The 21,033-nt window shown below is 70.2% G+C and carries 19 protein-coding genes; 12 read left to right on the top strand and 7 right to left on the bottom strand.

All coding sequences use genetic code 11. The annotated features are described in order from the left end of the window. Positions 1-4: 4 nt before the first annotated feature. Entirely contained in the window at positions 5-1,345 is a 1,341-nt protein-coding gene (locus H489_RS34250; RefSeq protein ID WP_017888386.1) for an alpha-amylase family glycosyl hydrolase, read from the bottom strand. Between the two features lie 168 nt (positions 1,346-1,513). On the opposite strand from H489_RS34250, the gene H489_RS0119820 reads away from it, so the two are divergent. The 4 genes from H489_RS0119820 to H489_RS34240 all read left to right on the top strand — a co-directional run bounded on the left by H489_RS0119820 (position 1,514) and on the right by H489_RS34240 (position 3,737). Then, complete coding sequence (locus H489_RS0119820) at positions 1,514-1,825, top strand: DUF3253 domain-containing protein (RefSeq protein WP_197068669.1); 312 nt, start codon at positions 1,514-1,516, stop codon at positions 1,823-1,825. Between the two features lie 37 nt (positions 1,826-1,862). Next, positions 1,863-2,963: an SDR family oxidoreductase gene (locus tag H489_RS34245; protein ID WP_017888384.1), complete on the top strand. Its 1,101-nt coding sequence runs from the start codon at positions 1,863-1,865 to the stop codon at positions 2,961-2,963. A 107-nt stretch (positions 2,964-3,070) separates the two neighbouring features. Then, positions 3,071-3,247, top strand: a complete 177-nt coding sequence (locus H489_RS37435) for a CsbD family protein (RefSeq protein ID WP_017888383.1) — start codon at positions 3,071-3,073, stop codon at positions 3,245-3,247. Between the two features lie 184 nt (positions 3,248-3,431). Next, complete coding sequence (locus H489_RS34240; protein ID WP_017888382.1) at positions 3,432-3,737, top strand: hypothetical protein; 306 nt, start codon at positions 3,432-3,434, stop codon at positions 3,735-3,737. A gap of 117 nt (positions 3,738-3,854) precedes the next feature. On the opposite strand, the gene H489_RS34235 is transcribed toward H489_RS34240, so the two are convergent. The 4 genes from H489_RS34235 to H489_RS34220 all read right to left on the bottom strand — a co-directional run bounded on the left by H489_RS34235 (position 3,855) and on the right by H489_RS34220 (position 9,116). Beyond that, positions 3,855-5,684: a glycoside hydrolase family 35 protein gene (locus tag H489_RS34235; protein WP_017888381.1), complete on the bottom strand. Its 1,830-nt coding sequence runs from the start codon at positions 5,682-5,684 to the stop codon at positions 3,855-3,857. An 87-nt stretch (positions 5,685-5,771) separates the two neighbouring features. Next, positions 5,772-7,106 (bottom strand): ABC transporter substrate-binding protein, encoded by a 1,335-nt coding sequence (locus H489_RS34230; protein ID WP_017888380.1) that lies wholly within the window; start codon positions 7,104-7,106, stop codon positions 5,772-5,774. Between the two features lie 97 nt (positions 7,107-7,203). Further along, positions 7,204-8,175, bottom strand: coding sequence for a carbohydrate ABC transporter permease (locus tag H489_RS34225; protein ID WP_017888379.1), 972 nt, complete (start codon positions 8,173-8,175; stop codon positions 7,204-7,206). After that, a complete protein-coding gene (locus tag H489_RS34220) occupies positions 8,172-9,116 on the bottom strand; it encodes a carbohydrate ABC transporter permease (protein WP_017888378.1) in 945 nt (314 codons plus the stop codon). The genes H489_RS34225 and H489_RS34220 overlap by 4 nt, the downstream gene beginning before the upstream one ends. A 196-nt stretch (positions 9,117-9,312) precedes the next feature. On the opposite strand from H489_RS34220, the gene H489_RS34215 reads away from it, so the two are divergent. Beyond that, complete coding sequence (locus H489_RS34215) at positions 9,313-10,338, top strand: LacI family DNA-binding transcriptional regulator (RefSeq protein WP_031260382.1); 1,026 nt, start codon at positions 9,313-9,315, stop codon at positions 10,336-10,338. Positions 10,339-10,695: 357 nt separating this feature from the next. On the opposite strand, the gene H489_RS34210 is transcribed toward H489_RS34215, so the two are convergent. Beyond that, complete coding sequence (locus H489_RS34210; protein ID WP_017888376.1) at positions 10,696-12,201, bottom strand: alpha-N-arabinofuranosidase; 1,506 nt, start codon at positions 12,199-12,201, stop codon at positions 10,696-10,698. Between the two features lie 294 nt (positions 12,202-12,495). Between H489_RS34210 and H489_RS34205 the strand changes: the two genes are divergently transcribed. Genes H489_RS34205 through H489_RS34195 form a run of 3 tightly spaced genes read left to right on the top strand, consistent with a single transcriptional unit; the run spans position 12,496 to position 15,781 of the window. Beyond that, positions 12,496-13,848 (top strand): extracellular solute-binding protein, encoded by a 1,353-nt coding sequence (locus H489_RS34205; protein WP_017888375.1) that lies wholly within the window; start codon positions 12,496-12,498, stop codon positions 13,846-13,848. Between the two features lie 54 nt (positions 13,849-13,902). Then, complete coding sequence (locus tag H489_RS34200; protein ID WP_017888374.1) at positions 13,903-14,868, top strand: carbohydrate ABC transporter permease; 966 nt, start codon at positions 13,903-13,905, stop codon at positions 14,866-14,868. A 1-nt stretch (position 14,869) separates the two neighbouring features. After that, on the top strand, positions 14,870-15,781 hold the full coding sequence (locus tag H489_RS34195; RefSeq protein ID WP_017888373.1) for a carbohydrate ABC transporter permease: 912 nt from the start codon (positions 14,870-14,872) through the stop codon (positions 15,779-15,781). Between the two features lie 144 nt (positions 15,782-15,925). Here the strand turns inward: H489_RS34195 and H489_RS34190 are convergent, their stop codons facing one another. Continuing rightward, the gene (locus H489_RS34190; protein ID WP_017888372.1) at positions 15,926-16,756 is read right to left on the bottom strand and encodes a siderophore-interacting protein; all 831 of its coding nucleotides are present in this window, start codon (positions 16,754-16,756) and stop codon (positions 15,926-15,928) included. A 28-nt stretch (positions 16,757-16,784) separates the two neighbouring features. Between H489_RS34190 and H489_RS34185 the strand changes: the two genes are divergently transcribed. The 4 genes from H489_RS34185 to H489_RS34170 are packed head-to-tail and all read left to right on the top strand — an operon-like array spanning position 16,785 to position 21,002. After that, positions 16,785-17,888 (top strand): FecCD family ABC transporter permease, encoded by a 1,104-nt coding sequence (locus H489_RS34185; RefSeq protein WP_231564117.1) that lies wholly within the window; start codon positions 16,785-16,787, stop codon positions 17,886-17,888. 11 nt (positions 17,889-17,899) lie between these two features. After that, positions 17,900-19,036: a FecCD family ABC transporter permease gene (locus H489_RS34180; RefSeq protein WP_017888370.1), complete on the top strand. Its 1,137-nt coding sequence runs from the start codon at positions 17,900-17,902 to the stop codon at positions 19,034-19,036. Next, a complete protein-coding gene (locus H489_RS34175) occupies positions 19,033-19,971 on the top strand; it encodes an ABC transporter ATP-binding protein (protein ID WP_017888369.1) in 939 nt (312 codons plus the stop codon). Before H489_RS34180 ends, H489_RS34175 begins: the two co-directional genes overlap by 4 nt. 59 nt (positions 19,972-20,030) lie before the next feature. Continuing rightward, positions 20,031-21,002 (top strand): ABC transporter substrate-binding protein, encoded by a 972-nt coding sequence (locus tag H489_RS34170; protein ID WP_152427339.1) that lies wholly within the window; start codon positions 20,031-20,033, stop codon positions 21,000-21,002. Positions 21,003-21,033 lie beyond the last annotated feature (31 nt).

Below are 21,033 nucleotides of genomic sequence, written 5' to 3'. Positions count from 1 at the left end.
CTGCTCACGAACGCGACAGGACGGCCCACCCCCCGGCCGGGAGGCGCAGGGTCCCGTCCCCGACATCGGCCCCGCCCGCCTCGACCTGCGTCGCGTCGGCCACGGGCACCTCGACGGGGTCGTCCGACAGGTTCAGGGCGGTCACCACGGCGGCGTCCGCCGTCGCGGTGCGCAGCACCACGGCGGTGTTGGTCAGGTGCACGACGTCGGTGTGTGCCCGGTGCAGCCACGGGTTCCGGCGGCGCAGGGCGATGAGCGCCTCGTACGCGTGCGTCAGGTCCGTCGGCGCGGGCACCTCGGCCGGGAACTCCGGGCGGACTGCATCGTCGCCGCCCTCGCGTTCCTCCTTCACACCGGTCCAGCCGTACTCGTCACCGGCGTAGACCACCGGCGTCCCCGCGACCGTGAACAGCACCGCGGCGGCGTGCCCGGCGAACCGCTCCCCCACCGCGCTCGCGATCCGGGTCACGTCGTGGTTGCCGACGAACGTGGTCGGGGCGAAGGTGGCGAGCAGGGCGTCGTGCCGCTCGATCGCGTGCGCGAGCTCGTGGCCGTTGCGGTCCGCGATGCCGTGCCAGATCCCCTGCCACAGCTCGTACTGGGTGAGCGAGTCCATCGTCGAGTCGCGTGCGATCGCCGCCGCGTCGCCGTGGATGACCTCACCGCTGAACCAGGCATCCGGGAACCGTTCCCGCACCCGTGGCAGCACCCGCGCCCAGAACGCCGGCGGCACCGCGTACGCCGCGTCGAGCCGCCAGCCGTCGATCCCCCGCTCCAACCAGTGCGTCATGACCTGCACCACGAGGTCCTCGGTGGCGCGGCTGTCGTGGTCGAGCGCGACGAGGATGTCGTGCCCCTCGAACAGCCCGACGGGCACGGGCTGTCCCGGCTGCCAGCCGGACCAGTCGATGGCGAACAGGTCGGCGGTCGGTGCCTCGGGGCCCTGTTCCGACAACGCGGTGAAGGCCGGGTGCTCGCGGCCGACGTGGTTGAACACCCCGTCCAGCAGGACCCGCACGCCCCGCTCGTGCGCCGCGGTGACCAGACGGTCGAAGTCGGCGTCGTCGCCCAGGCGCGGGTCGATCCGGAAGTGGTCGACCGTGTCGTACCCGTGGGTCGAGCTCGCGAACACCGGGCCGAGCAACAGGCCGTTCAGACCGAGGTCGACGACGTGGTCGAGCCACCCGGTCAGGCCGTCGAGGCGGTGTTCGAGCGGATGCTCCCCCACCGGTGACGCAGGGCGGACCTCGGCGCCGACGAAGCCGAGCGGGTAGACGTGCCACCACATCACGTGCTGGACCCAGGCGGGCTCGGACGGACGGGTGGGGGCGGTGTCGGGGTTCACCGCTCCGATGCTGCCAGGCGCACCTGGGCCGGGTGCGTGGTCGCTGTGTACCCCCGCGGACGGCAGGACGAGGATGGGGTGATGGGACGGGCGATCAGGACGGAAGCCGATGCGTCGGCGTCGGAGTCGGCACACGCCGAGCGGACCTGTGCCTCGTGCGGTCGACGGATGCCGTCGTCCGCGGCACCGGAGGCGAAGTGGTGCTCGGGCGCCTGTCGCCGGCACGGTCTCGACGACACCGACCGGGCCCTCGAGCAGCGCATCGACGAACTGCTCGCAGCCCGGGCACGGACCTCGAGCATCTGCCCGTCCGAGGTCGCACGCTCGCTGGACCCGGACGACTGGCGACCGCTGATGGAGCCGGCACGGCGAGCCGCCCGGCGCATGGTCGCGCGCGGCGAGGTCGAGATCACCCAGGGCGGGTCCGTCGTCGACCCGTCGACCGCCAAGGGTCCGATCCGCATCCGCCGTCCGCGGTGAGGGAACACGTGTCGTCCAACGTGGGTTGCATCGAAGGATGACTGCAACCGGATCGACCGAACAGCCCCCCGCCCGCCGCGAAGCCCTGGTCGTCGGAGCCAGTGGCATCACCGGTTCTGCCCTGGTGCGCCACCTGCTCGAGCTCGACTGGGACGTGACCGCACTCTCGCGCCGGCCCCTCGCCGAGCAGGGCGTCCGGACGGTCGCCGCGGACCTGCGCGACCCCGAGAGCCTGACGGCTGCACTCGCCGACGAAGGCCCGACCCACGTCTTCTTCACCGCCTGGCAGCGGCAGGACACCGAGGCGGAGAACATCCGCGTGAACGGCGGAATGGTCCGCGACCTGCTCGCGGCACTGTCGCACGCTCCGCTCGAGCACGTCGCCCTCGTCACCGGCCTGAAGCACTACCTCGGCCCGTTCGAGGCGTACGCCGCCGGCGAGATGCCCGACACCCCCTTCCACGAGGAGGAGCCGCGCCTCGACACCCCGAACTTCTACTACGCGCAAGAGGACGAACTCTTCGCAGCCGCGGAGCGCCAGGGGTTCACCTGGTCGGTGCACCGCTCCCACACCGTGATCGGGCACGCCGTCGGCAACGCCATGAACATGGGCCTCACACTCGCCGTGCAGGCCACGCTGGCGAAGGAACTCGACCTGGACTTCGTGTTCCCCGGCAGTGAGGCGCAGTGGAACGGCCTGACCGACATGACCGACGCCGGCATCCTCGCCGAGCACATGGTGTGGGCTGCGACGTCACCCGAGGGTGCGGACGAGCCGTTCAACATCGTCAACGGTGACGTCTTCCGCTGGCGTTGGATGTGGCCGCGCCTGGCCGCGCACCTCGGTGTCGACCCCGCGCGCGTGGTGGGCTACCAGGACGCTCCGCGACCGCTCGAGGAGCAGATGGCCCCGTACGAGTCCGAGTGGGCCGGCATCGCCGAGCGCCACGGTCTCGCCGAGGCCGACATCAACCGACTCGCTTCGTGGTGGCACACCGACGCCGACCTGGGCCGCGCGATGGAGGTCGTGACCGACATGGGCAAGAGCCGAGACGCCGGGTTCACGGCGTTCCGTCGGACCGAACAGGCCTTCGCGGACCTGTTCGCTCGCTACCGGGCCGACCGCCTCATCCCCTGATCAGCGGCGCACATGTCCTGCCGCAGTGAACGGGGTACACCTCCGTCCGTACTGTCGGTGACACACCGCCGGGTCCACCGGTGATGCCCCCACCGGAAGGAATCACCGTGTCGCTCGGAGACAAGGCCAAGGACGCCACCCAGAAGATCGTGGGCAAGGTCGAGGAGAAGGTCGGTGAGCACACCGACGACCAGGAGCTCCACGCCCAGGGCAAGAAGGACCAGCACATGGGCGAGGCGCGCATGCAGACGGAGAAGGCGAAGGACGCCGTCGACGACAAGTGAGCACCTGCTCGTGAACACACGAACGGCCCGATGTCTGCTGACGTCGGGCCGTTCGTGTGTCGGCCCGTGCCACGCACTCCGCTCTGGTCGATGCCCGCGAAGCAGGTCGACCGGGTCGGCGGGCGGACGCGTTCGCGGCTCATCGACCCCTGTCCACCCACCACCGACGGAGCAGACTCGGACCATGACCGCCGAACCCGACGACCACTTCTTCGTCGTGGACGGCCGACGCTGGCGGCGCACCGACCCCGCCGTGCCCGAGCAGCTCGCCGCCGCACTCCGCTCGCACCTGGGGCGCGGCCGCAACGCCGTGAAGACCGCGAAGCGCGCAGGCGACGACGAGGCCCTGGCGGCGGCGCGGCACCGGAACGGCCTGGCCAAGCACGGCCTGGGCGAGCGCGGCCCCGAGTGGTGGAGTCGCCCCGAGGCCGACCGGATCGCCGACGCCGAGCGGGCGCTGGCAGACCTGGACGCCCTCGACAGCGACTGATCCTTCCCATGACGCCCGCGCTGGAAAGCGGAATCGGGCGTACCTGGTCGGAACTTCCGACCAGGTACGCCCGATTCGACCAGGTAGGCCCGATCTGACCAGGCCGCGGGCGGGCGGCTACGCCTCGGTGTGGCCCAGGTCGGGCTCGACGAGCAGGCACGCGGTGCGCGACGCGGCGGCGTGCAGCTCGAGCACGACGAGCTCGTTGCGACCGTGGCGGAGCACCGGCCCCGGGATCGCAAGGGTCCGCTGCGGGCCCCGCGACCAGTACCGACCGAGGCAGAACCCGTTGACCCAGGCGACACCCTTCCGGAACCCGTCGAGCGACAGGTACCGGTCGTCCACGGTGTCGAGGTCGAACGAGCCAGCTGCGAACGTCGGTCCGGCGAGCACGTCACCACCGGAGGCAGCGGCTTCGGCCAGTGCGGTGACGGCTGCCGGCGCGATCGGGTCGAGTGCGAGCGGGGACGCCGTCCAGCGGGCCACCGGGACGCCGTCGATCGAGACGCCCCCGATCAAGCCCTTCGGCTCACCGATGCGGACGCCGTAGTCGACCCGGCCCTGGTCCTCGACGAGGAGTTCGAGCGTGCCGGTCACCGGCGGCAGGGTGATGGCCCGGTCGTGGTGCTCGCGCTCCAGGACCCCGACGACGACACCGTCGGCCGACACGATCGCACGGTCACGCACCTCGGTGCCGACGGTCAGCACCCCTCCGGCGGGCAGGTCGACCTCGGCGCGGTAGACGACGAAGCCGCTCGCGGCTCCGAGGGCGTCGAAGGTCGGCGGCTCGTCGTGCGCGGACCACGTCGTGAGCGTGGGCAGCAGGGAACGGAGCGAGGCGACGCGGTCCAGCCGGACGGCGAGGTCCGTGGCGGGGGCGATCCGGGCCTCCAGGCCGTCGCCGGACGCGGCCACGGGACCGAGGCGACCCGGCCCACCCGGCTCCATCGCTGCGGGCAGCGGCGGCACGGGCGCGTAGCGCTCGATGACCGAGCGGAACGCGTGGAACTTCGACGTCGGCCGGCCGGCCTCATCGAGCGGGGCGTCGTAGTCGTACGACGTCGCGATCGGACGGTAGACGCCCTTGTCGTTCGCGCCGTTCGTGAAGCCGAAGTTCGTGCCGCCGTGGAACATGTAGATGTTCACCGAGCCGCCGGCGGCGAGCAGGACGTCCAGGTCCTCGGCACTGGCGGACGCCGGCGTGGTGTGGTGGTGCTCGCCCCAGCTGTCGAACCAGCCGTCCCAGAACTCCGAGCACATCAGGGGGCCGGTGGGCTGGGCCTGCCGCAGGCGCTCGAGCCGGGCGGCGGAGCGGGAGCCGAACGAACCGGTCTTGTGCAGTGAGGGCAGCGAGCCGTCCTCGAGCATGGTGCCCATCGGCTGGTCGACGCTCGTGAAGGGGACGGTCAGCCCGATGTCGCGGTGCATCTGCTCCAGCGCGCGCAGGTACTCGGGGTCGGAGCCGTAGGCGCCGTACTCGTTCTCGACCTGCACCAGGACGATGGGCCCGCCCTGGTCGATCTGCCGCGGGACCAGCACGGGGGCCAGGTGCTGCAGGTACGTCTCGACCGCTGCGAGGAACCCGGGCTCGTTTCGGCGGACCCCCACGGAGCCGTCGGCGAAGAGCCAGTACGGCAGCCCGCCGTTGGTCCACTCGGCGCAGATGTAGGGGCCGGGGCGGACGATGGCGTGCATGCCCTCGGCCGCGACGAGGTCGAGGAAGCGGCCGAGGTCCAGGCCGCCGGACAGGTCGAACTCCCCCGGCGACGGCGCGTGCGCGTTCCACGCCACGTAGGTCTCGATGGTGTTGAGGCCCATCAGCTTGGCCTTGCGGATCCGGTCGGCCCACAGGTCGGGGTGCACGCGGAAGTAGTGGATCGCGCCGGACAGGACCCGGTGCGGCTCGCCGTCGAGCAGGAAGTCGGTGTCGCCGATGGCGAAGCGCATGGTGTGACCTTCTCATGGCCGGCCGGAGCCGGGCGTGGAGCGGGGCCGTGCGGACGTGTCCGCACGGCCCCGCGGGGATACCGGGAACTACTTGGTCGAGACCGTGAAGCCCTGGTCCTTGCCGTACTTGGCGAGGGCCTTCTGCCAGGCCTGCAGGCCGGCGTCGAGCGAGGTGCCGTTCTCGTACGCCTGGCCGACGGTGTCGGCGTAGACGCTGTTCGCGTACACCTGGTACGGCAGGTACGTGAAGTCGTTGTCCGAGGACTTCGACGCGTCGACGAGCACCTTGTTGATCTGCTGCCCACCGAAGTAGGACGGCTTCTCGTCGAGGAAGGCCGACGAGTCCAGGTCAGCGGTGGTCGACGGGAAGCCGCCGGACTCCATGAAGACCTTCGTGGACTCCTTCGAGGAGTTCAGCCACTTGAGGAAGCCCGCGGCGAGTGCCGGGTTCTTCGACTGCTTCATGACGACCTCGGCGCTGCCGCCGTTGTTCGCGGTCTGGGCGGTGCCGCCGTCGTAGGTCGGCATGGGGGCGACACGCCAGTCACCCGAGGCCTGGGCGACGCCGGACTCCAGGTTGCCGGGCATCCAGGCGCCGGTGATCAGCGTGGCGATCTCGCCGTTGCCGAGCTGCTTGTACCAGTCGTCGGTCCAACCGACCGTCTTCGACAGCAGGCCCTGCTCGACGAGCTCGTTCCAGGTGCTCGTCCACTTCTTCGAGCCCGCGTCCTGCAGGTTGATGGTCACCTTGTCACCGTCGGTGGTGAAGGGGGTGCCGCCGGCCTGGGCGATCATGCTCGTGGTGAAGCCGGCGTCGCCGGAGTCCGCGGCGATGTACGCCTTCGGGTCGGCCTGGTGCAGCTTCTTGGCTGCGGTGACGTACTCGTCCCACGTCTTCGGCACGGCGATGTCGTGCTTGTCGAAGACCTTCTTGTTGTAGAACAGCGCCATGGGGCCGGAGTCCTGCGGCAGGCCGTAGACCTTGCCGTCGATCGACACCGAGCTCCAGGTGCTCTTCGCGAAGTCCTTCTCGAGCGAGTCGAAGCCGTAGCTCGACAGGTCGAGGAGCGACTCGGACAGGGCGAACTGCGGCAGGGCGTAGTACTCGACCTGGGCGACGTCGGGGGCACCCGAGCCGGCCTTGATCGTGTTCTGCAGCTTGGTGTACTGGTCGGCGCCGGTGCCGGCGTTGACGAGCTTGACCTTCACCTTCGGGTACTGCTTCTCGAACGCGGCGACCTGGGCCTTCGCCGACGGGGTCCACGACCAGTAGGTCAGGGTGCCACCGTCCTTCAGGGCCTTGTCGATGTCGTCGGCCGAACCGCCGGAGCCGGAGCTGCCGGAGGCGCACGCGGCGAGGGCGATCGCGGCGGTGACGCCGATGGCGAGGGCGCTGAGCCCGCGCCGGAGACGCTTGTTCATGGGAGTGCCTTTCACTTCTTCGTGGAGGGGGTGGTGCTGCTGTGTGCCGGACCGGGCGGCGCGTGGCGGGGTCGCCGTGCGCCTGGTGTCCGAGGGGTCAGGCCTTGACCGACCCGGCTGCGAGGCCGGACTGCCAGAAGCGCTGGAGGAAGAGGAACGCGACCACGATCGGGATGATCGTGAGGAGCGATCCCGTGACGACGAGGTTGTAGATCGGCTGCGCGCCGGACCCGGTGGCCTGCGCGTTCCACTGGTTCAGGCCGACCGTCAGGGGGTACCACTTCGGGTCGCTCAGCATGATGAGCGGCAGGAAGTAGTTGTTCCAGGTGGCGACGACCGCGAACAGCAGGACCGTGACGACACCGGGAGCGAGCAGGCGGAGCGCGATGGTGAAGAAGATCCGGAACTCGCCGGCACCGTCCATGCGGGCGGCTTCGAGCAGTTCGGCGGGGATCGCGTCGACCGCGTAGGTCCAGATCAGGTACATGCCGAACGGGCTGATCAGTGAGGGCAGGATGATCGACCACGGGGTGTTCGTCAGGCCCACCTGCGAGAAGAGCAGGAAGGTCGGGACGGCCAGTGCCGTGCCGGGGACCGCGATGGCGCCGAGGACGACGGCGAAGACCGCACGGCGCCCTGGGAACTGGAACTTCGCCATGCCGTAGCCCGCGACCGTGGCGAGCAGGGTGGCTCCGCCGGCGCCGACGACCACGTAGAGCAGCGTGTTGCCGAACCACTGCAGGAAGATGCCGTCGTTGTACGTCACCGTGTCGACGATGTTCTGCCAGAGGTTGAAGTCCCCGCCGAACCACAGACCGAAGGTGGAGAGCAGCGACGACTGCGTCTTCGTACTGTTCACGAGCAGGTAGAACAGCGGCGCGAACGAGTACACGACGAAGACGACCATGACCGCGGTCAGCAGGCCGGAACGCTTCGGCTTGCGTCCGCCTTCCGCGGTGCGGAGCTGCCGGGAGGCGCGGATCGAGCGGGTGCGCGGCGCGCGTTGCGTCGTGGTCGCCTCGGTCACCGTGGCCGCTGCGGGCCCGGCGGGGTGCTGGATGGTGCTCATCGGTTCTCCTCGCGGGTGCCGCGGACCTGGACGACGTAGGCGATCACCGCGGTGATCACGCCCATCACGATCGCGACCGTGGCGGAGTAGTTGAACTGCTGGCCGCTGAAGGACAGCGAGTAGGCGTACATGTTCGGGGTGAAGGCGCTGCCGATGACGTTCGGGGCGAGCGTCTTGAGCAGGTTCGGCTCGTTGAAGAGCTGGAAGCTGCCGATGATCGAGAAGATCGTGGCGATGACCATCGGGCCGCGGAGCGCCGGGAGCTTGATCGAGAGGACCGTGCGCATCGGGCCGGCGCCGTCGAGCTCCGCCGCCTCGTACAGCTCACCGGGGACGGTGCGGAGTGCGGCGTAGAAGATCAGCATGTTGTAGCCGAGGAACTCCCACGTGACCACGTTGCCGATCGACGTCAGGACCCAGCTCGGGCTGAACGGCTGCAGCAGGTCGATGCCGAGCGCGTCGTTCGCGGCACCGGTCAGACCGAACTGGTTGCCGTAGATGAAGCCCCAGATCAGGGCTGCGACGACACCGGGGACCGCGTAGGGCAGGAACACCGCGATGCGGAAGAAGCTCGTCCCCCACAGTCGGGCGCTGTCGAGGGCCAGGGCGGCGACGAGCGCGAGGCCGAGCATGATCGGCACCTGGACGACCAGGAAGATCGCGACCCGACCGAGCCCGGACCAGAACTTGGCGTCCTGGAAGAGCTGCACGTAGTTGGCGAACCAGACGAACTGGTTGCCGCCGATGAGCTGGTCGCGGAACAGGCTGAGCCAGAGCGCGTACCCGATCGGCACGATGAGCATCAGGACCAGGACGACGACGAACGGGCCGACGAACAGCCATCCGGTGAACCGTCCCCGCGGCTTGGGGCGGCGGCCGGCGGGGCGCTCGGCGGTGGGGCGCGGTGCTGCCTCACCGGGGCGCGCTGCGAGCGTGCTCATGTGACTCCTTCGTCTGCTGCGTTCGGGTGGTCGATGTCGGCGGCTCGGCCCGGGCCGGATCAGGGGGTCCGGGCGGTCACCGATGTTGACGTCAACATCGAACGTTGCGACGATAGCATGGCAACGTCAACATGCGCTAGCGTCCGGGGAGGCCGACCGTTCGGCCCCTCGATCCGGAAGGAGCGCCAGCGTGACGATGGAGTCCCCCGCCGGCACCCGCCGCGCCCCCTCGATGGCCGCCGTCGCCGACGCCGCGGGGGTCTCGATGCAGACCGTCTCGCGGGTCGCCCGCGGCTTCGACAACGTCAGCCCGGAGACCCGCGACCGCGTCCAGCGCGCGATGGAGTCCCTCGGCTACCGGCCGAACCGTGCCGCCCGCGCCCTGCGCTCGGGCCGCTTCCGGACCATCGGCGTGATCATGTTCACGCTCGCGTCCTTCGGCAACATGCGCACGCTCGAGGCCATCGCCGACGCCGCCGGGGTCGCCGACTTCACGATCACCCTGCTGCCCATGGCCTCGCGCACCGAGGCGGGCGTCCGGTCCGCCTTCTCACGCCTGCACGAACAGGCCGTCGACGGCGTCGTGATCATCATCGAGTCGCACATCATCGACACCGCCGAGGTCGTGCTGCCCGACGGCGTCCCCATGGTGATCGTCGACTCCACGGGCAGCACGGACCACCCCGCGATCGACACCGACCAGGCAGACGGCGCCCGGCAGGCCACGCAGCACCTGCTCGACCTGGGCCACGAGACCGTCTGGCACGTCGCCGGTCCGGATTCGTCGTACTCGGCGGCCCGTCGCCTCGCCGCGTGGCAGGACACCCTGTCGCGCGCCGGTCGGCCCGTCCCCCCGGTGTTCCGCGGTGGCTGGACGACCGAGCACGGGTACGAGGCCGGGCTCGAGATCGCCGCACGGCCGGAGATCACCGCGGTGTTCGCCGCGAACGACCAGACCGCCCTCGGGGTCCTGCGCGCCGCACACGAGTCCGGCCGCCCGGTGCCGTCGTCGCTCAGCGTGGTGGGGTTCGACGACTCCCCCGAGTCCGACTCGTTCTGGCCGCCGCTGACCACCGTGCACCAGTCCTTCGACGAGGTCGGCCGCCGAGCGGTCGCCACCCTGCTCGCCCAGATCGACGGCGAGCGGGTCAGCGTCGCGTCGGACCTGGTGCCGGTGCGGCTCGTCGAGCGCGCGAGCACGGCGGCACCGCCGGCGCGCTGACGCGGCACGCTCGTGCCGAGACTCGGCCCCGCGGACAGGCTGCGCCATCCGCGTGCCGCGCCCTGTCCGCCCAGACGAGACTCGGTCGTGGTCTCGCCGCACGCCGGACGGGAGGCTCGGTGCCAGGCCGCCACGGGCCTCCCGGCCGCCGCGTCCACGTCCGCAGCCCGAGACTCGGCCATGCGGACAGGCTGCGCCATCCGCGTGCCGCGCCCTGTCCGCCCAGACGAGACTCGGCCGCGGCCCGCCGCGCGCCGCGCGCCGCGCCCCCGCAACGAGCAGAGGACGTCGGGCGCGAGCGCCCGACGTCCTCTGTGCTCACTCGACGCCCGCCGTGGCGTGCGCCGAGGCGTCTTGTCAGCCGATCGAGACGGCGGTCCAGGAGACCGGCGGGAGCTCGATCGTGACGGTGTCGCCCTCGCGGCGGACCGACTCGTTCGTGCGCAGCCCCACGCGCGAGGTGTTCTCCAGGTCGTTCACGGCGTGCAGGTCGTCGTCCCAGACACCCTCGGCGTGGACGTCGCCCGTCGCACCGATGCCGGCGAGGTCGATCGTCACCGTGGTCGGCTCGGACGGGTGGCGGTTCACCAGGAAGACCGCGGCCTTGCCGTCCTCGGTCACGGTGGCGGCGGAGTCCACGACCGGGACCTCGCCGTGCTTGCCACCGTCGACGGTGTCACCGGAGGCCTTGACCTGCAGCGACGTCCCCTGCGCCAGGCGCGAGGTGACCGAGAACGGGAAGAACGTCGTCTGGCGCCAGGCCGGGCCGCCGGGCTCGGTCATGATCGGGCCGATCACGTTGACGAGCTGGGCGAGCGAGGCCGAGGCCACGCGGTCGGCGTGGCGGAGCAGCGAGATGAGCAGGCCACCCACGACGACGGCGTCCGCGACGGTGTAGACGTCCTCGAGCAGACGCGGGGCGACGGGCCACTCGTCGAGCGTGAAGGTCTTGGCCTTGGCTTCCCACTTCTTGATCGACCAGACGTTCCACTCGTCGAACGAGATGTCGATGCGCTTGTCGGACTTCTTCTGCGCCTGGACGTGGTCGGCGGCCGTGGTGACCGTCTTGATGAAGTGGTCCATGTTGACGCCCGAGGCGAGGAACGACGGCAGGTCGTCGTCCTCCTCGTAGTAGGCGTGCGCGGAGATGTAGTCGACGTCGTCGTAGGTGTGCTCGAGGACGGTGCGCTCCCACTCGCCGAACGTCGGCATCGACGCCCCGGAGGAACCGCAGGCGACGAGCTCGAGGTCGGGCTGGATCTGTCGCATGGCCTTGGCGGTCATGGCGGCGAGCTTGCCGTAGTCGTCGGCGTTCTTGTGGCCGAGCTGCCACGGGCCGTCCATCTCGTTGCCGAGGCACCACATCGTGATGGCGAAGGGTTCCTGGCGACCGTTGGAACGACGGTAATCGGACAGTGCGGTGCCGGCGTCGATGTTGGCGTACTCGAGGAGCTCGATCGCCTCCTGCGTGCCGCGGGTACCGAGGTTCACGGCGAGCATGAGCTCGGAGCCGACCCGGTCGAGCCAGTGCTGGAACTCGTGCAGGCCGACCTCGTTCGTCTCGGTCGAGTGCCAGGCGAGGTCGAGACGGCGGGGGCGCTGCTCGACGGGGCCGACACCGTCCTCCCACTTGTAGCCGGAGACGAAGTTGCCACCGGGGTAGCGGATGGCGGAGACGCCGAGTTCCTTGACGAGTTCGACGACGTCCCCTCGGAAGCCGTGCTCGTCGGCGGTCTCGTGGGCGGGCTCGTGGATGCCGTCGTAGACGTGGCGGCCGAGGTGCTCGACGAACCCGCCGAACAGGCGACGTCGCACCGGCCCCACGGTGAACGCGGCGTCGAGGACGAGGTGTGTGCGGGGCATGGATCTCCTTCGATCGTGGCAGTGCGGTTCGTGCGGGGAGCGGTGGGGGCGCGTACGGGAACCGAAGCGGGCCGTCACGAAAGTGAGCGCTCACCTGACGGAAACGCTACCGGGTTCCACGCCGTCGCGAAAGGGGTGGCGGATGACAGGGGCGAGCGCTAATGTGAGCGCTCACGGAGCACCGGAAGGTCGTTCCGTGTCCGGAGCAGCAGTGCTCCGGGTCCGGAGCAGCGATGCTCCGGCGGGAGCACCGACCCTGTTCCCGAGCCCGGCCCATCCCGATGGAGTGATGCCATGCCGATCCCACCCGCAACACCTGCGTCGCGCCTCTCGCGGCGGGGCTTCCTCGCCGCCGGTGCAGCGGCCGCGACGGTCCTGCCGCTCGCCGCCTGCTCCAGTCCCCTCGCCGCCGGTCTCGCCGGCAGTGCCCTCAACCCCGAGACCCTCGTCTTCTGGAACCTGTTCGGCGGCGGTGACGGCGTCCGCATGCAGGACATGGAAGCCGGCTACGCCAAGCAGCACGGCGGATCGAGCGCGCTGCAGGCCACCACGTTCGCGTGGGGCAACCCGTACTACTCGAAGGTCACACTCGCCACCGTCGGGAACAAGCCGCCGGACGTCGCGATCTCCCACCTGACCCGGGCGAAGCCCCTGTGGGACGGTGACCTGCTCGATCCCATCACCTCCGAGGACCTCGCCGGCGTCGGTATGAGCGCCGCCGACTTCAACCAGAAGGCCTGGACGGCGCAGAAGACCGACGGCAAGAACATCTGCGTGCCGCTCGACACCCACCCCTTCGTGCTGTTCTACAACGTCGACGTGTGCCGGAAGGCCGGCCTGCTCGACAGCGACGACAACCTCAAGGACCTGACGGGGATCGACGCCTTCGAGAAGGCCCTGGCGGCAGTCTCGAAGGTCACCGGCGGCACGGCGCTCAACGTCGCGAACGTCAGTGAGGTCGCGACCCCGTGGCGCTTCTTCTGGACGATGTACAACCAGATCGAGGGGGCGACGCCGTTCATCAGCGACGGCGGCTCCAAGCTCACGGTCAACGAGGACGCCTACACGAAGGTCACCGACATGACCCAGAAGTGGGTCAAGCAGGGCTGGCTCAACAAGGGCCTCGACTACGCCACCGCGCAGACGCTCATGTTCACCGGCAAGGCCGGCTTCTTCATGCAGGGCGAGTGGGAGATCAGCACCGCCCAGTCGATCAAGGGGCTGAAGTTCGGGATGGCTCCGATCCCGCAGCTCTTCGACAAGCCGGCGACCCAGGCCGACTCGCACACGTTCATCCTGCCGAAGAAGGACCGTACGCCGGAGCAGAAGCAGGCGGCGATGCTGTTCATCAAGCAGATGCTCGAGCAGAGCCTGACCTGGGCAAAGGGTGGTCACGTGCCGGCGTACCTGCCGACGTACGACAGCTCGGCCTACAAGAAGCTGACACCGCAGTCGAACTACGCCTCCGCTGCCGAGACCGCGGTGTTCGACGACGCTGCCTGGTACGGCGGCTCCGGGTCCACGTTCGAGAACACCGTGGGCGCCCAGCTGGCCCTCGTGCAGCAGGGCAGCAGTTCCCCCGCCGCGGCCATGAGCGCCATCAAGTCCCAGTTGTCGACCTACCTCAACACGCCGAGCCCGCTGTGATCGGGCCTGCGACCACCACGAACGACGTGAACACCCTGCGAAAGGCACGATGACGTGACCACAGCACCTGTCCTCGACCGCCCGACGGACGCGGCGAGCGCGCCGCGACGACTCCGCCCGTACCGCTCCAGCCTGACCCGCGGCCAGGGCCGCAGCGGCTGGCTGTTCCTCGCCCCGTTCGGCCTGTTCTACATCGCCTTCCTGCTCGGCCCGACGGTCTGGATGATCGTCACGAGCTTCTTCAACACCTCGACGGTCCGCACCGGGCTCGGCAGCTTCGCCGGGTTCGCGAACTACGCGGAGATGCTCGGTCGCGACGACTTCTGGTCCTCGCTCTGGCACACACTGCAGTTCACGCTGTACACGACCCCGCCGCTCGTGATCCTGGCGTTCGTGTTCGCCGTGCTGACGAACCGGATGAACCGCGGCCAGTGGTTCTTCCGTCTGGCGTTCTTCCTGCCGTTCATCCTGCCGTCGGCGACGATCTCGCTCATCTGGGTGTTCATCTTCACGCCGAGCACCGGTCTCTTCGCGAGCGTCCAGTCGCTGCTCGGGATGACTCCGGGCGCCGGTGTCCTGGCCAGCCCGAACACGGCGATGATCGGTGTCGCCATCGCCACCGTGTGGTGGACCCTCGGCTTCAACTTCGTGCTCTACCTGGCCGGCCTGCAGGAGATCCCGCGCGAACTGTACGAGGCCGCCGCCGTCGACGGTGCCTCGAACTGGCAGCAGATCAAGTCGATCACGCTCCCCCTGCTCGGCCGCACGACGACCCTCGTCATCCTGCTGCAGATCATCGCGAGCCTGAAGATCTTCGACCAGGTCTACCTGATGACGAACGGCGGACCGGGCATCTCCACCCAGGTCTCGCTGCAGCTCATCACCGGCGTCGGATTCACCGACAACCGGCTCGGTGCCGCGTCGGCTGCGTCGGTCCTCCTGTTCATCGTGATCGTGGCGATCGCGGTCATCCGGCAGCTCGTCGAGCGCGCTGCCGCCAAGCGAGAGATCGGTGCCTGACATGACCGCCACCGAGAGCATCACCACCGGCCGGAAGCTCCGCACCGGGGTCTCGTCCGCCGCTCCCACGAGCGCCGCCAAGATCGGTGTCAGCGGGCGCGGCTTCACGATCGCGTCGGGCATCATCCTGACGATCTTCGCGATCATCTGGCTCATCCCGAGTGTGTTCGCGCTGAAGACGTCGCTGTCCGACAACGGTGTCGCCGCGCTCGGCGCGAACTCGATCCTGTCGACCTGGAACCCGACGCTGCACTCGTACGCGTCGCTGTTCCAGGCCGGCGACATCTGGAACTGGTACCTGGCCAGCGGCATCACGAGCGTCGTGACCGCGGTGCTCACCGTGCTGTTCGCCTCGATGGCGGCGTTCGCGCTGTCGCGGCTGGTGTTCCGCGGCCGGAACATCGCGTTCCTGCTCATCATCCTGGGCATCATGATCCCGACCCAGGTGCTGATCATCCCGATCTTCCAGGAGCTCAACGCGGTCGGCCTGCTCAACACGTACTGGTCGGTGATCTTCCCGCAGGTGCCCGCCGTGATCGCGGTGTTCATCTTCAAGCAGTTCTTCGACGGCATCCCGAAGGAGCTCGAAGAAGCTGCGCGCATCGACGGCGCCGGTATCTGGAAGGTCTACTGGTCGGTCATCCTGCCGCTGTCGCGTCCGGTGATCGCAGCGGTGACGATCCTGACCTTCGTCGGGGTGTGGAACAACCTGCTGCTGCCGCTGTTCGTGCTGTCCAACCCGGACCTCATGACGATCCCGGTCGGGCTCGCCACGGTCCAGGGCAGCTTCGGGCAGCGCTACGCCGACATCCAGGCGGGTGCGCTCCTGGCGGCGTTGCCGCTGATCATCCTCTACCTGATCTTCCAGCGGCAGATCGTGGAGGGCGTGACGGGCTCGGGCCTCAAGGGCTGACGCGGCCCCACCACGGACGGGAGGACCGGTGCCAGCTGGCACCGGGCCTCCCGTCCGTCCGTTGGTCGCGCCACGGGCGCGGCGTACCTGGCGAGGGCGGGCTTACCTGGCGGAACCGGGCACACCTGCCAGGCAGCGCGCGGGTCAGGCGGGGACGGAGACCTTCGTCTCGTGCTTCCAGAACCCGGAGAACGTGATGCGCGACTTCGGCAGTCCCGCACGGTGCAGGTGGCGGCGGCCCTCGGTGGCGAGCTTCGACTCCCCCACGACGAACGCGTAGCCCCTGTCGTCGGACGGCACGTGCCGCTGCAGCTCCGCGAGGGCGCCACTGCCGGGGACCGCGCCCGGCTGCCGGACGATCCACGTCACCTGCACGCCGGTGGGGGCGTCGAGGTCACGGATGTCGGCGGCGGTCGGGACCTCTTGGATGATGCGGCCGACGGTGTCGCGCGGCAACGACGCGGCGATGCCGACGATGCCCGGCAGGCCGGTCTCCTCCGCCGCGACGACGACCTCGCTGGTGCCGGCCGGGACGTCGAAGATGCAGCCCTGGTCGAGCATCGCGAGCTCTTCGCCGGGGCGGGCGGAGCAGGCCCAGATCGCGGCACGGCCCTCGAGCTGACCGCGGTGGTCCAGGTGCACGACGAAGTCGATGTCGAGCTCGGCGGTGCCGTCGGCGAGCAGCCGGTAGGCGGCGACGGTGTAGTTCGCGCAGTGCGGGCGGATGTCCTCGGGGATGCCGAGGAACGTCGGCCACCACTTCTTGCCGTCCAGGTCGGGCATCCGGAAGGCGTCCTGGTCGGGGCGCCGGACGAACAGGCGGAACCAGTGGTCGAAACCGAGGTAGCCGAACTCGTGCAGGTCGTCGCCGGTGACGGTGACACGCTGCATCGAGGGGGTCACCCGCTGGGTCCGGAGGACACGGGCGCGGAAGAGCCGGGGGTTCGTCGGCAGGAGCCGCGGGGTCTTCGCCATGAGGCAAGGCTAACCTAAGATGACTTCCGTGCCAGCCCCCAATCCCGTTCTGGCTTCCGGTCCGGAGGCCCCCGAACCCGTCGTGTCCAGCGCCCGGGACGGCGACGCGTCCCGCGCCCTCGGTGTGCACCGGACCGCGATGCGACGACGGACCGCGGTCATCATCGGCCTCGTCGTCGCCCTGGTCCTCGTCGCCGTGGCGAGCATGCTGCTCGGCAGCAACCGCATCGGCGTCGCCGAGGTGTGGGCGGGGCTCACGCGCACCGGATCGAGCACCGACGAGGCGATCGTGTGGGGCTCCCGCATCCCGCGCACGCTCATCGGCGCAGCGGTCGGCGCGGCCCTCGGCATCGCCGGACTGCTCATGCAGGGACACACCCGCAACCCACTCGCCGACCCCGGTCTGTTCGGTGTCTCGTCGGGCGCGGGGCTCGCGGTGGTGCTCGGCGTCTACGTGTTCGGGGTGACGAGCACGAGCGCGACCGTCTGGTTCGCACTGGTCGGGGCCCTGGTCGCCAGCGTCGTCGTCTTCTCGGTGACGATCGCCGGCAGCGGCACGGCCAGCCCGGTGCCGCTCGCCCTCGCCGGCGCCGCGGTCTCGGCGCTGCTCGCCGCCCTGACCTCGTTCGTCGTGCTGACCGACCAGGCGTCGCTCGACGCGTACCGGCTCTGGGTCGTCGGGTCGCTCGCCGCACGCCAGCTCGACATCCTCGGGGCGGTGTGGCCGTTCCTGGCCGCCGGACTCGTGCTCGCGGTGCTGAACGTCCGCGCCCTCGACGCCCTCGGGCTCGGGTCGGAGCTGGCGAAGGGCCTGGGCGAGAACGTGCTCGTCGCCCGGCTGGTCGGCCTGGGCGGGATCACGCTGCTCGCCGCCGGGGCGACCGCGGCGGCCGGCCCGATCGGCTTCGTCGGACTGACGGTCCCGCACGTCGCCCGCGCGCTCGTCGGCACCGGACACCGCTGGACGCTGCCGGTGTCCGGTCTGGTCGGCGCCGCCCTCGTGCTGGTCGCCGACGTCATCGGTCGCCTGATCGGCGGGTTCTCCGAGGTCGAGGTCGGCATCGTGCTCGCCGTCATCGGGGGCCCGGTGTTCGTCGCCGTGGCCCGCCGCCGATCGCTGGTGTCGCTGTGAGCGGGGCAGCGGTGCGCAGCAGCGGGAACGCGCCCGGCAGCACGCCCGGCAGTACACCCGGTGCGCCGGGCACGAACGGCCCCGCAGCCCGCACCCCCGGCCGTGCCGGTATCCGCATCGGCCCCGTCGGCCTCGCCTGGCGCCCCCGGGTGTTCTGGTACACCGTCGCGTCGCTCGCCACCGTCCTGGTGCTCATCGTCCTCGGCACCGCGGTCGGCTCGACGTGGATCGCGCCCGGGGTCGTCATCCGGTCCCTGCTCGGGCTGGAGTCCGGTCCCGACGCCTTCATCATCACCACCCTGCGCCTGCCCCGCGTGCTGACCGGCGCACTCGTCGGCCTGACCCTCGGGGTCGCCGGGGCACTGACCCAGACCTTCACGCGGAACCCCCTCGGCACCCCGGACATCATCGGCGTCACCGCGGGCGCGAGCGTCGGTGCGGTCGCCGCGATCGTCCTGGGCGGCGGGACGTACTCGGTGTCGTCCCTGGTGCTCGGTGGCGGGATCCCGGTGGCCGCCACGATCGGCGCCCTGGTCGCAGCGGTCCTGGTCTACGGCCTGGGTTGGCGCGGTGGCGTGCAGAGCTACCGGCTCGTGCTGGTCGGCATCGGCGTGAGCGCGACCCTCGACGCCGTGACCAGCTACCTGCTCGTCCGGGCGAAGATCACGGTCGCGACCGCGGCCTCGCAGTGGCTGGTCGGCAGCCTGTCGAGCACCTCGTGGGAGAGCGTCTGGCCGCTGCTCCTGGTGGCCGTGGTCGCGGTGCCGATCGCACTCGCGACGAGTGCGGCACTCGGCATCGGGCAGCTCGGCGACGAGGTCGCGACCGGCGTCGGACTCGGCGTCCAGCGGCACCGGCTGCTCGTCATCGCGCTCGCGGTCGTGCTGACCGCCGCCGCCGTGGCCGCCGCGGGACCGGTGGGCTTCGTCGCGTTCGTCGTGCCGCAGGTCGGGCTCCGGCTCGCCGGCACGAACCGGCCGCCGCTGCTGCTCGCCGGTGCTCTGGGAGCCGTGCTCGTGCTCGCCGCCGACCTGCTGTCCCGTTCCGCGTTCCCGTGGCAGGTGCCGGTCGGCATCATCACCACCGTGATCGGGGCGCCGTACCTGATCTGGCTCCTCGTCCGTCACCGCAAGGAGATGTCCCGATGACAACAGCGCACGACCCCGACCACCAGCACCTGCACCAGCACCAGCACCAGCACCAGCACCAGCACGACAGCGTGCTCGAAGCCCAGGGCCTGTCCGTCGGCTACGACCGCCAGCCGGTCCTGCGCGACCTGCACCTGCGCATCGAACGCGGCACCGTCACGACGTTCCTCGGCGCGAACGGCTGCGGCAAGTCGACCCTGCTCAAGGCGTTCGGCCGCGTGCTCAAGCCGCAGGCCGGCGAGGTCCTGCTCGACGGCGCCCCGATCCGCAAGGAGCCGAACCGCCAGGTCGCCCGCAAGCTCGCGATCCTGCCGCAGTCCCCCGTCGCCCCGGCCGGCACCAGCGTGCTCGACCTGGTGATGCGCGGCCGGAACCCGCACCAGTCGTGGGCGAAGCCATGGACCGCCGAGGACGCCGCCGTCGCCGAGGACGCGATCGCCGCCACCGGCCTGACCGAGGTAGCGCACCGTGACGTCACGAGCCTGTCCGGCGGACAGCGCCAGCGCGCCTGGATCGCCATGGTCGTCGCGCAGCAGGCCGAGACGCTCCTGCTCGACGAGCCGACGACCTACCTGGACCTCGCGCACCAGCTCGAGGTCCTGCGGCTCGTCCGACGGCTGAACCGCGAGCAGGGGTCGACGATCGTGATGGTGCTGCACGACCTGTCGCTGGCGGCGCGGTACTCGGACCGGCTCGTGGTGCTGCACGACGGCGGGGTCGTGGCCGACGGCACACCGCACGAGGTCCTCACCCCGGCACTGCTCGAGCACGCGTTCGGCCTGCACGCCCGGGTGTTCCCCGACCCCGTGACCGGTGCGCCGATGATCGTGCCCGAAGCGGACGAGCACGACCCGCTCCCGAGTGCCGGAACCGAGCACACCGTCACACGCACGAAAACCGAAGACGTGCTGGCGAGTGCCGCAAAGTTAGGTTAGCCTCTCCTAATGTGAAGACCTCCCGACGTGGCCACCTGCGCGCCGCCCTCCTGACCTCCGTGACCGTATCGGCACTCCTCCTGACCGGCTGCTCGAGCACCGGCAACTCGAACGACTCCGACTCAGACGGCGGCACCGCCGCGTCGAAGGCGTGGTCGTACCAGGACGCCACCGGCGCGACCGTCAAGGTCGACCACACGCCGAAGCGCGTCGTCGTGCTGAACGACATCGCCCTGTCGTTCATCGAGTACGGCCTGAAGCCCGTCGGCACCTTCGGGCAGCTGACGATGGCGAAGGACGCCCGGTTCAAGGGCCTCGACACCGACGGCATCACCCAGCTCGGCACCGCCTACGGCGACATCGACCTGGAGCAGCTCGCCGCGCTGAAGCCCGACCTCGTCGTGACCTCGGTCTACCCGACGGACGCGAAGGGCACGCTCGACACCACGCAGCCCGGCTACGGCTTCAAGGACAAGGCGCAGGAGAAGCAGATCAAGGCGATCGCGCCGGTCGCCGAGGTGAAGTGGGGTGGCAAGGGCGAGGACGTCATCGAGGAGATCGCGAAGCTCTCCGAGTCGCTCGGCGCGAAGGAGTCGACGGTCGACGCCGCCGAGAAGCGCTTCGACACCGCCGCCGACGAGCTCGAGAAGGTCTCGAAGGACACGGACCTGTCGGTCGTCTCGATGTACGCCGACGGTGATGGCGCGTACGTCACCCGCCCGACCGACGAGCCGTCGCTGCAGATGTACGCGTCGTACGGGGTCGACTTCGTCAACCCGAAGCCGAAGGGCTTCTACTGGGGCATCTACTCGTGGGAGAACGCCGGTCAGATCACCGGTGACGTGCTGCTGCTGTCGCAGCAGGGCTACCAGGTCGCCGACCTCGAGAAGCAGCCGACCTTCGCCGACAACGCCGCGCTCAAGGCCGGCCAGGTCCACAGCTGGACGTTCCCGGCCCTCGACTACACGTCGCAGGCCGACTACATGACCAAGCTCGCGGGCTGGCTCGAGGACAGCAAGAAGCTGTCGTAGGACGCAACCGAGAACCGGCCTGGAGGCGCGG

The organism is Curtobacterium flaccumfaciens UCD-AKU (assembly GCF_000349565.1).
Taxonomy (GTDB): domain Bacteria; phylum Actinomycetota; class Actinomycetes; order Actinomycetales; family Microbacteriaceae; genus Curtobacterium; species Curtobacterium poinsettiae.
Note: the sequence above shows the minus strand (reverse complement) of the source record. Positions and strands in the feature narration are given on the sequence as shown.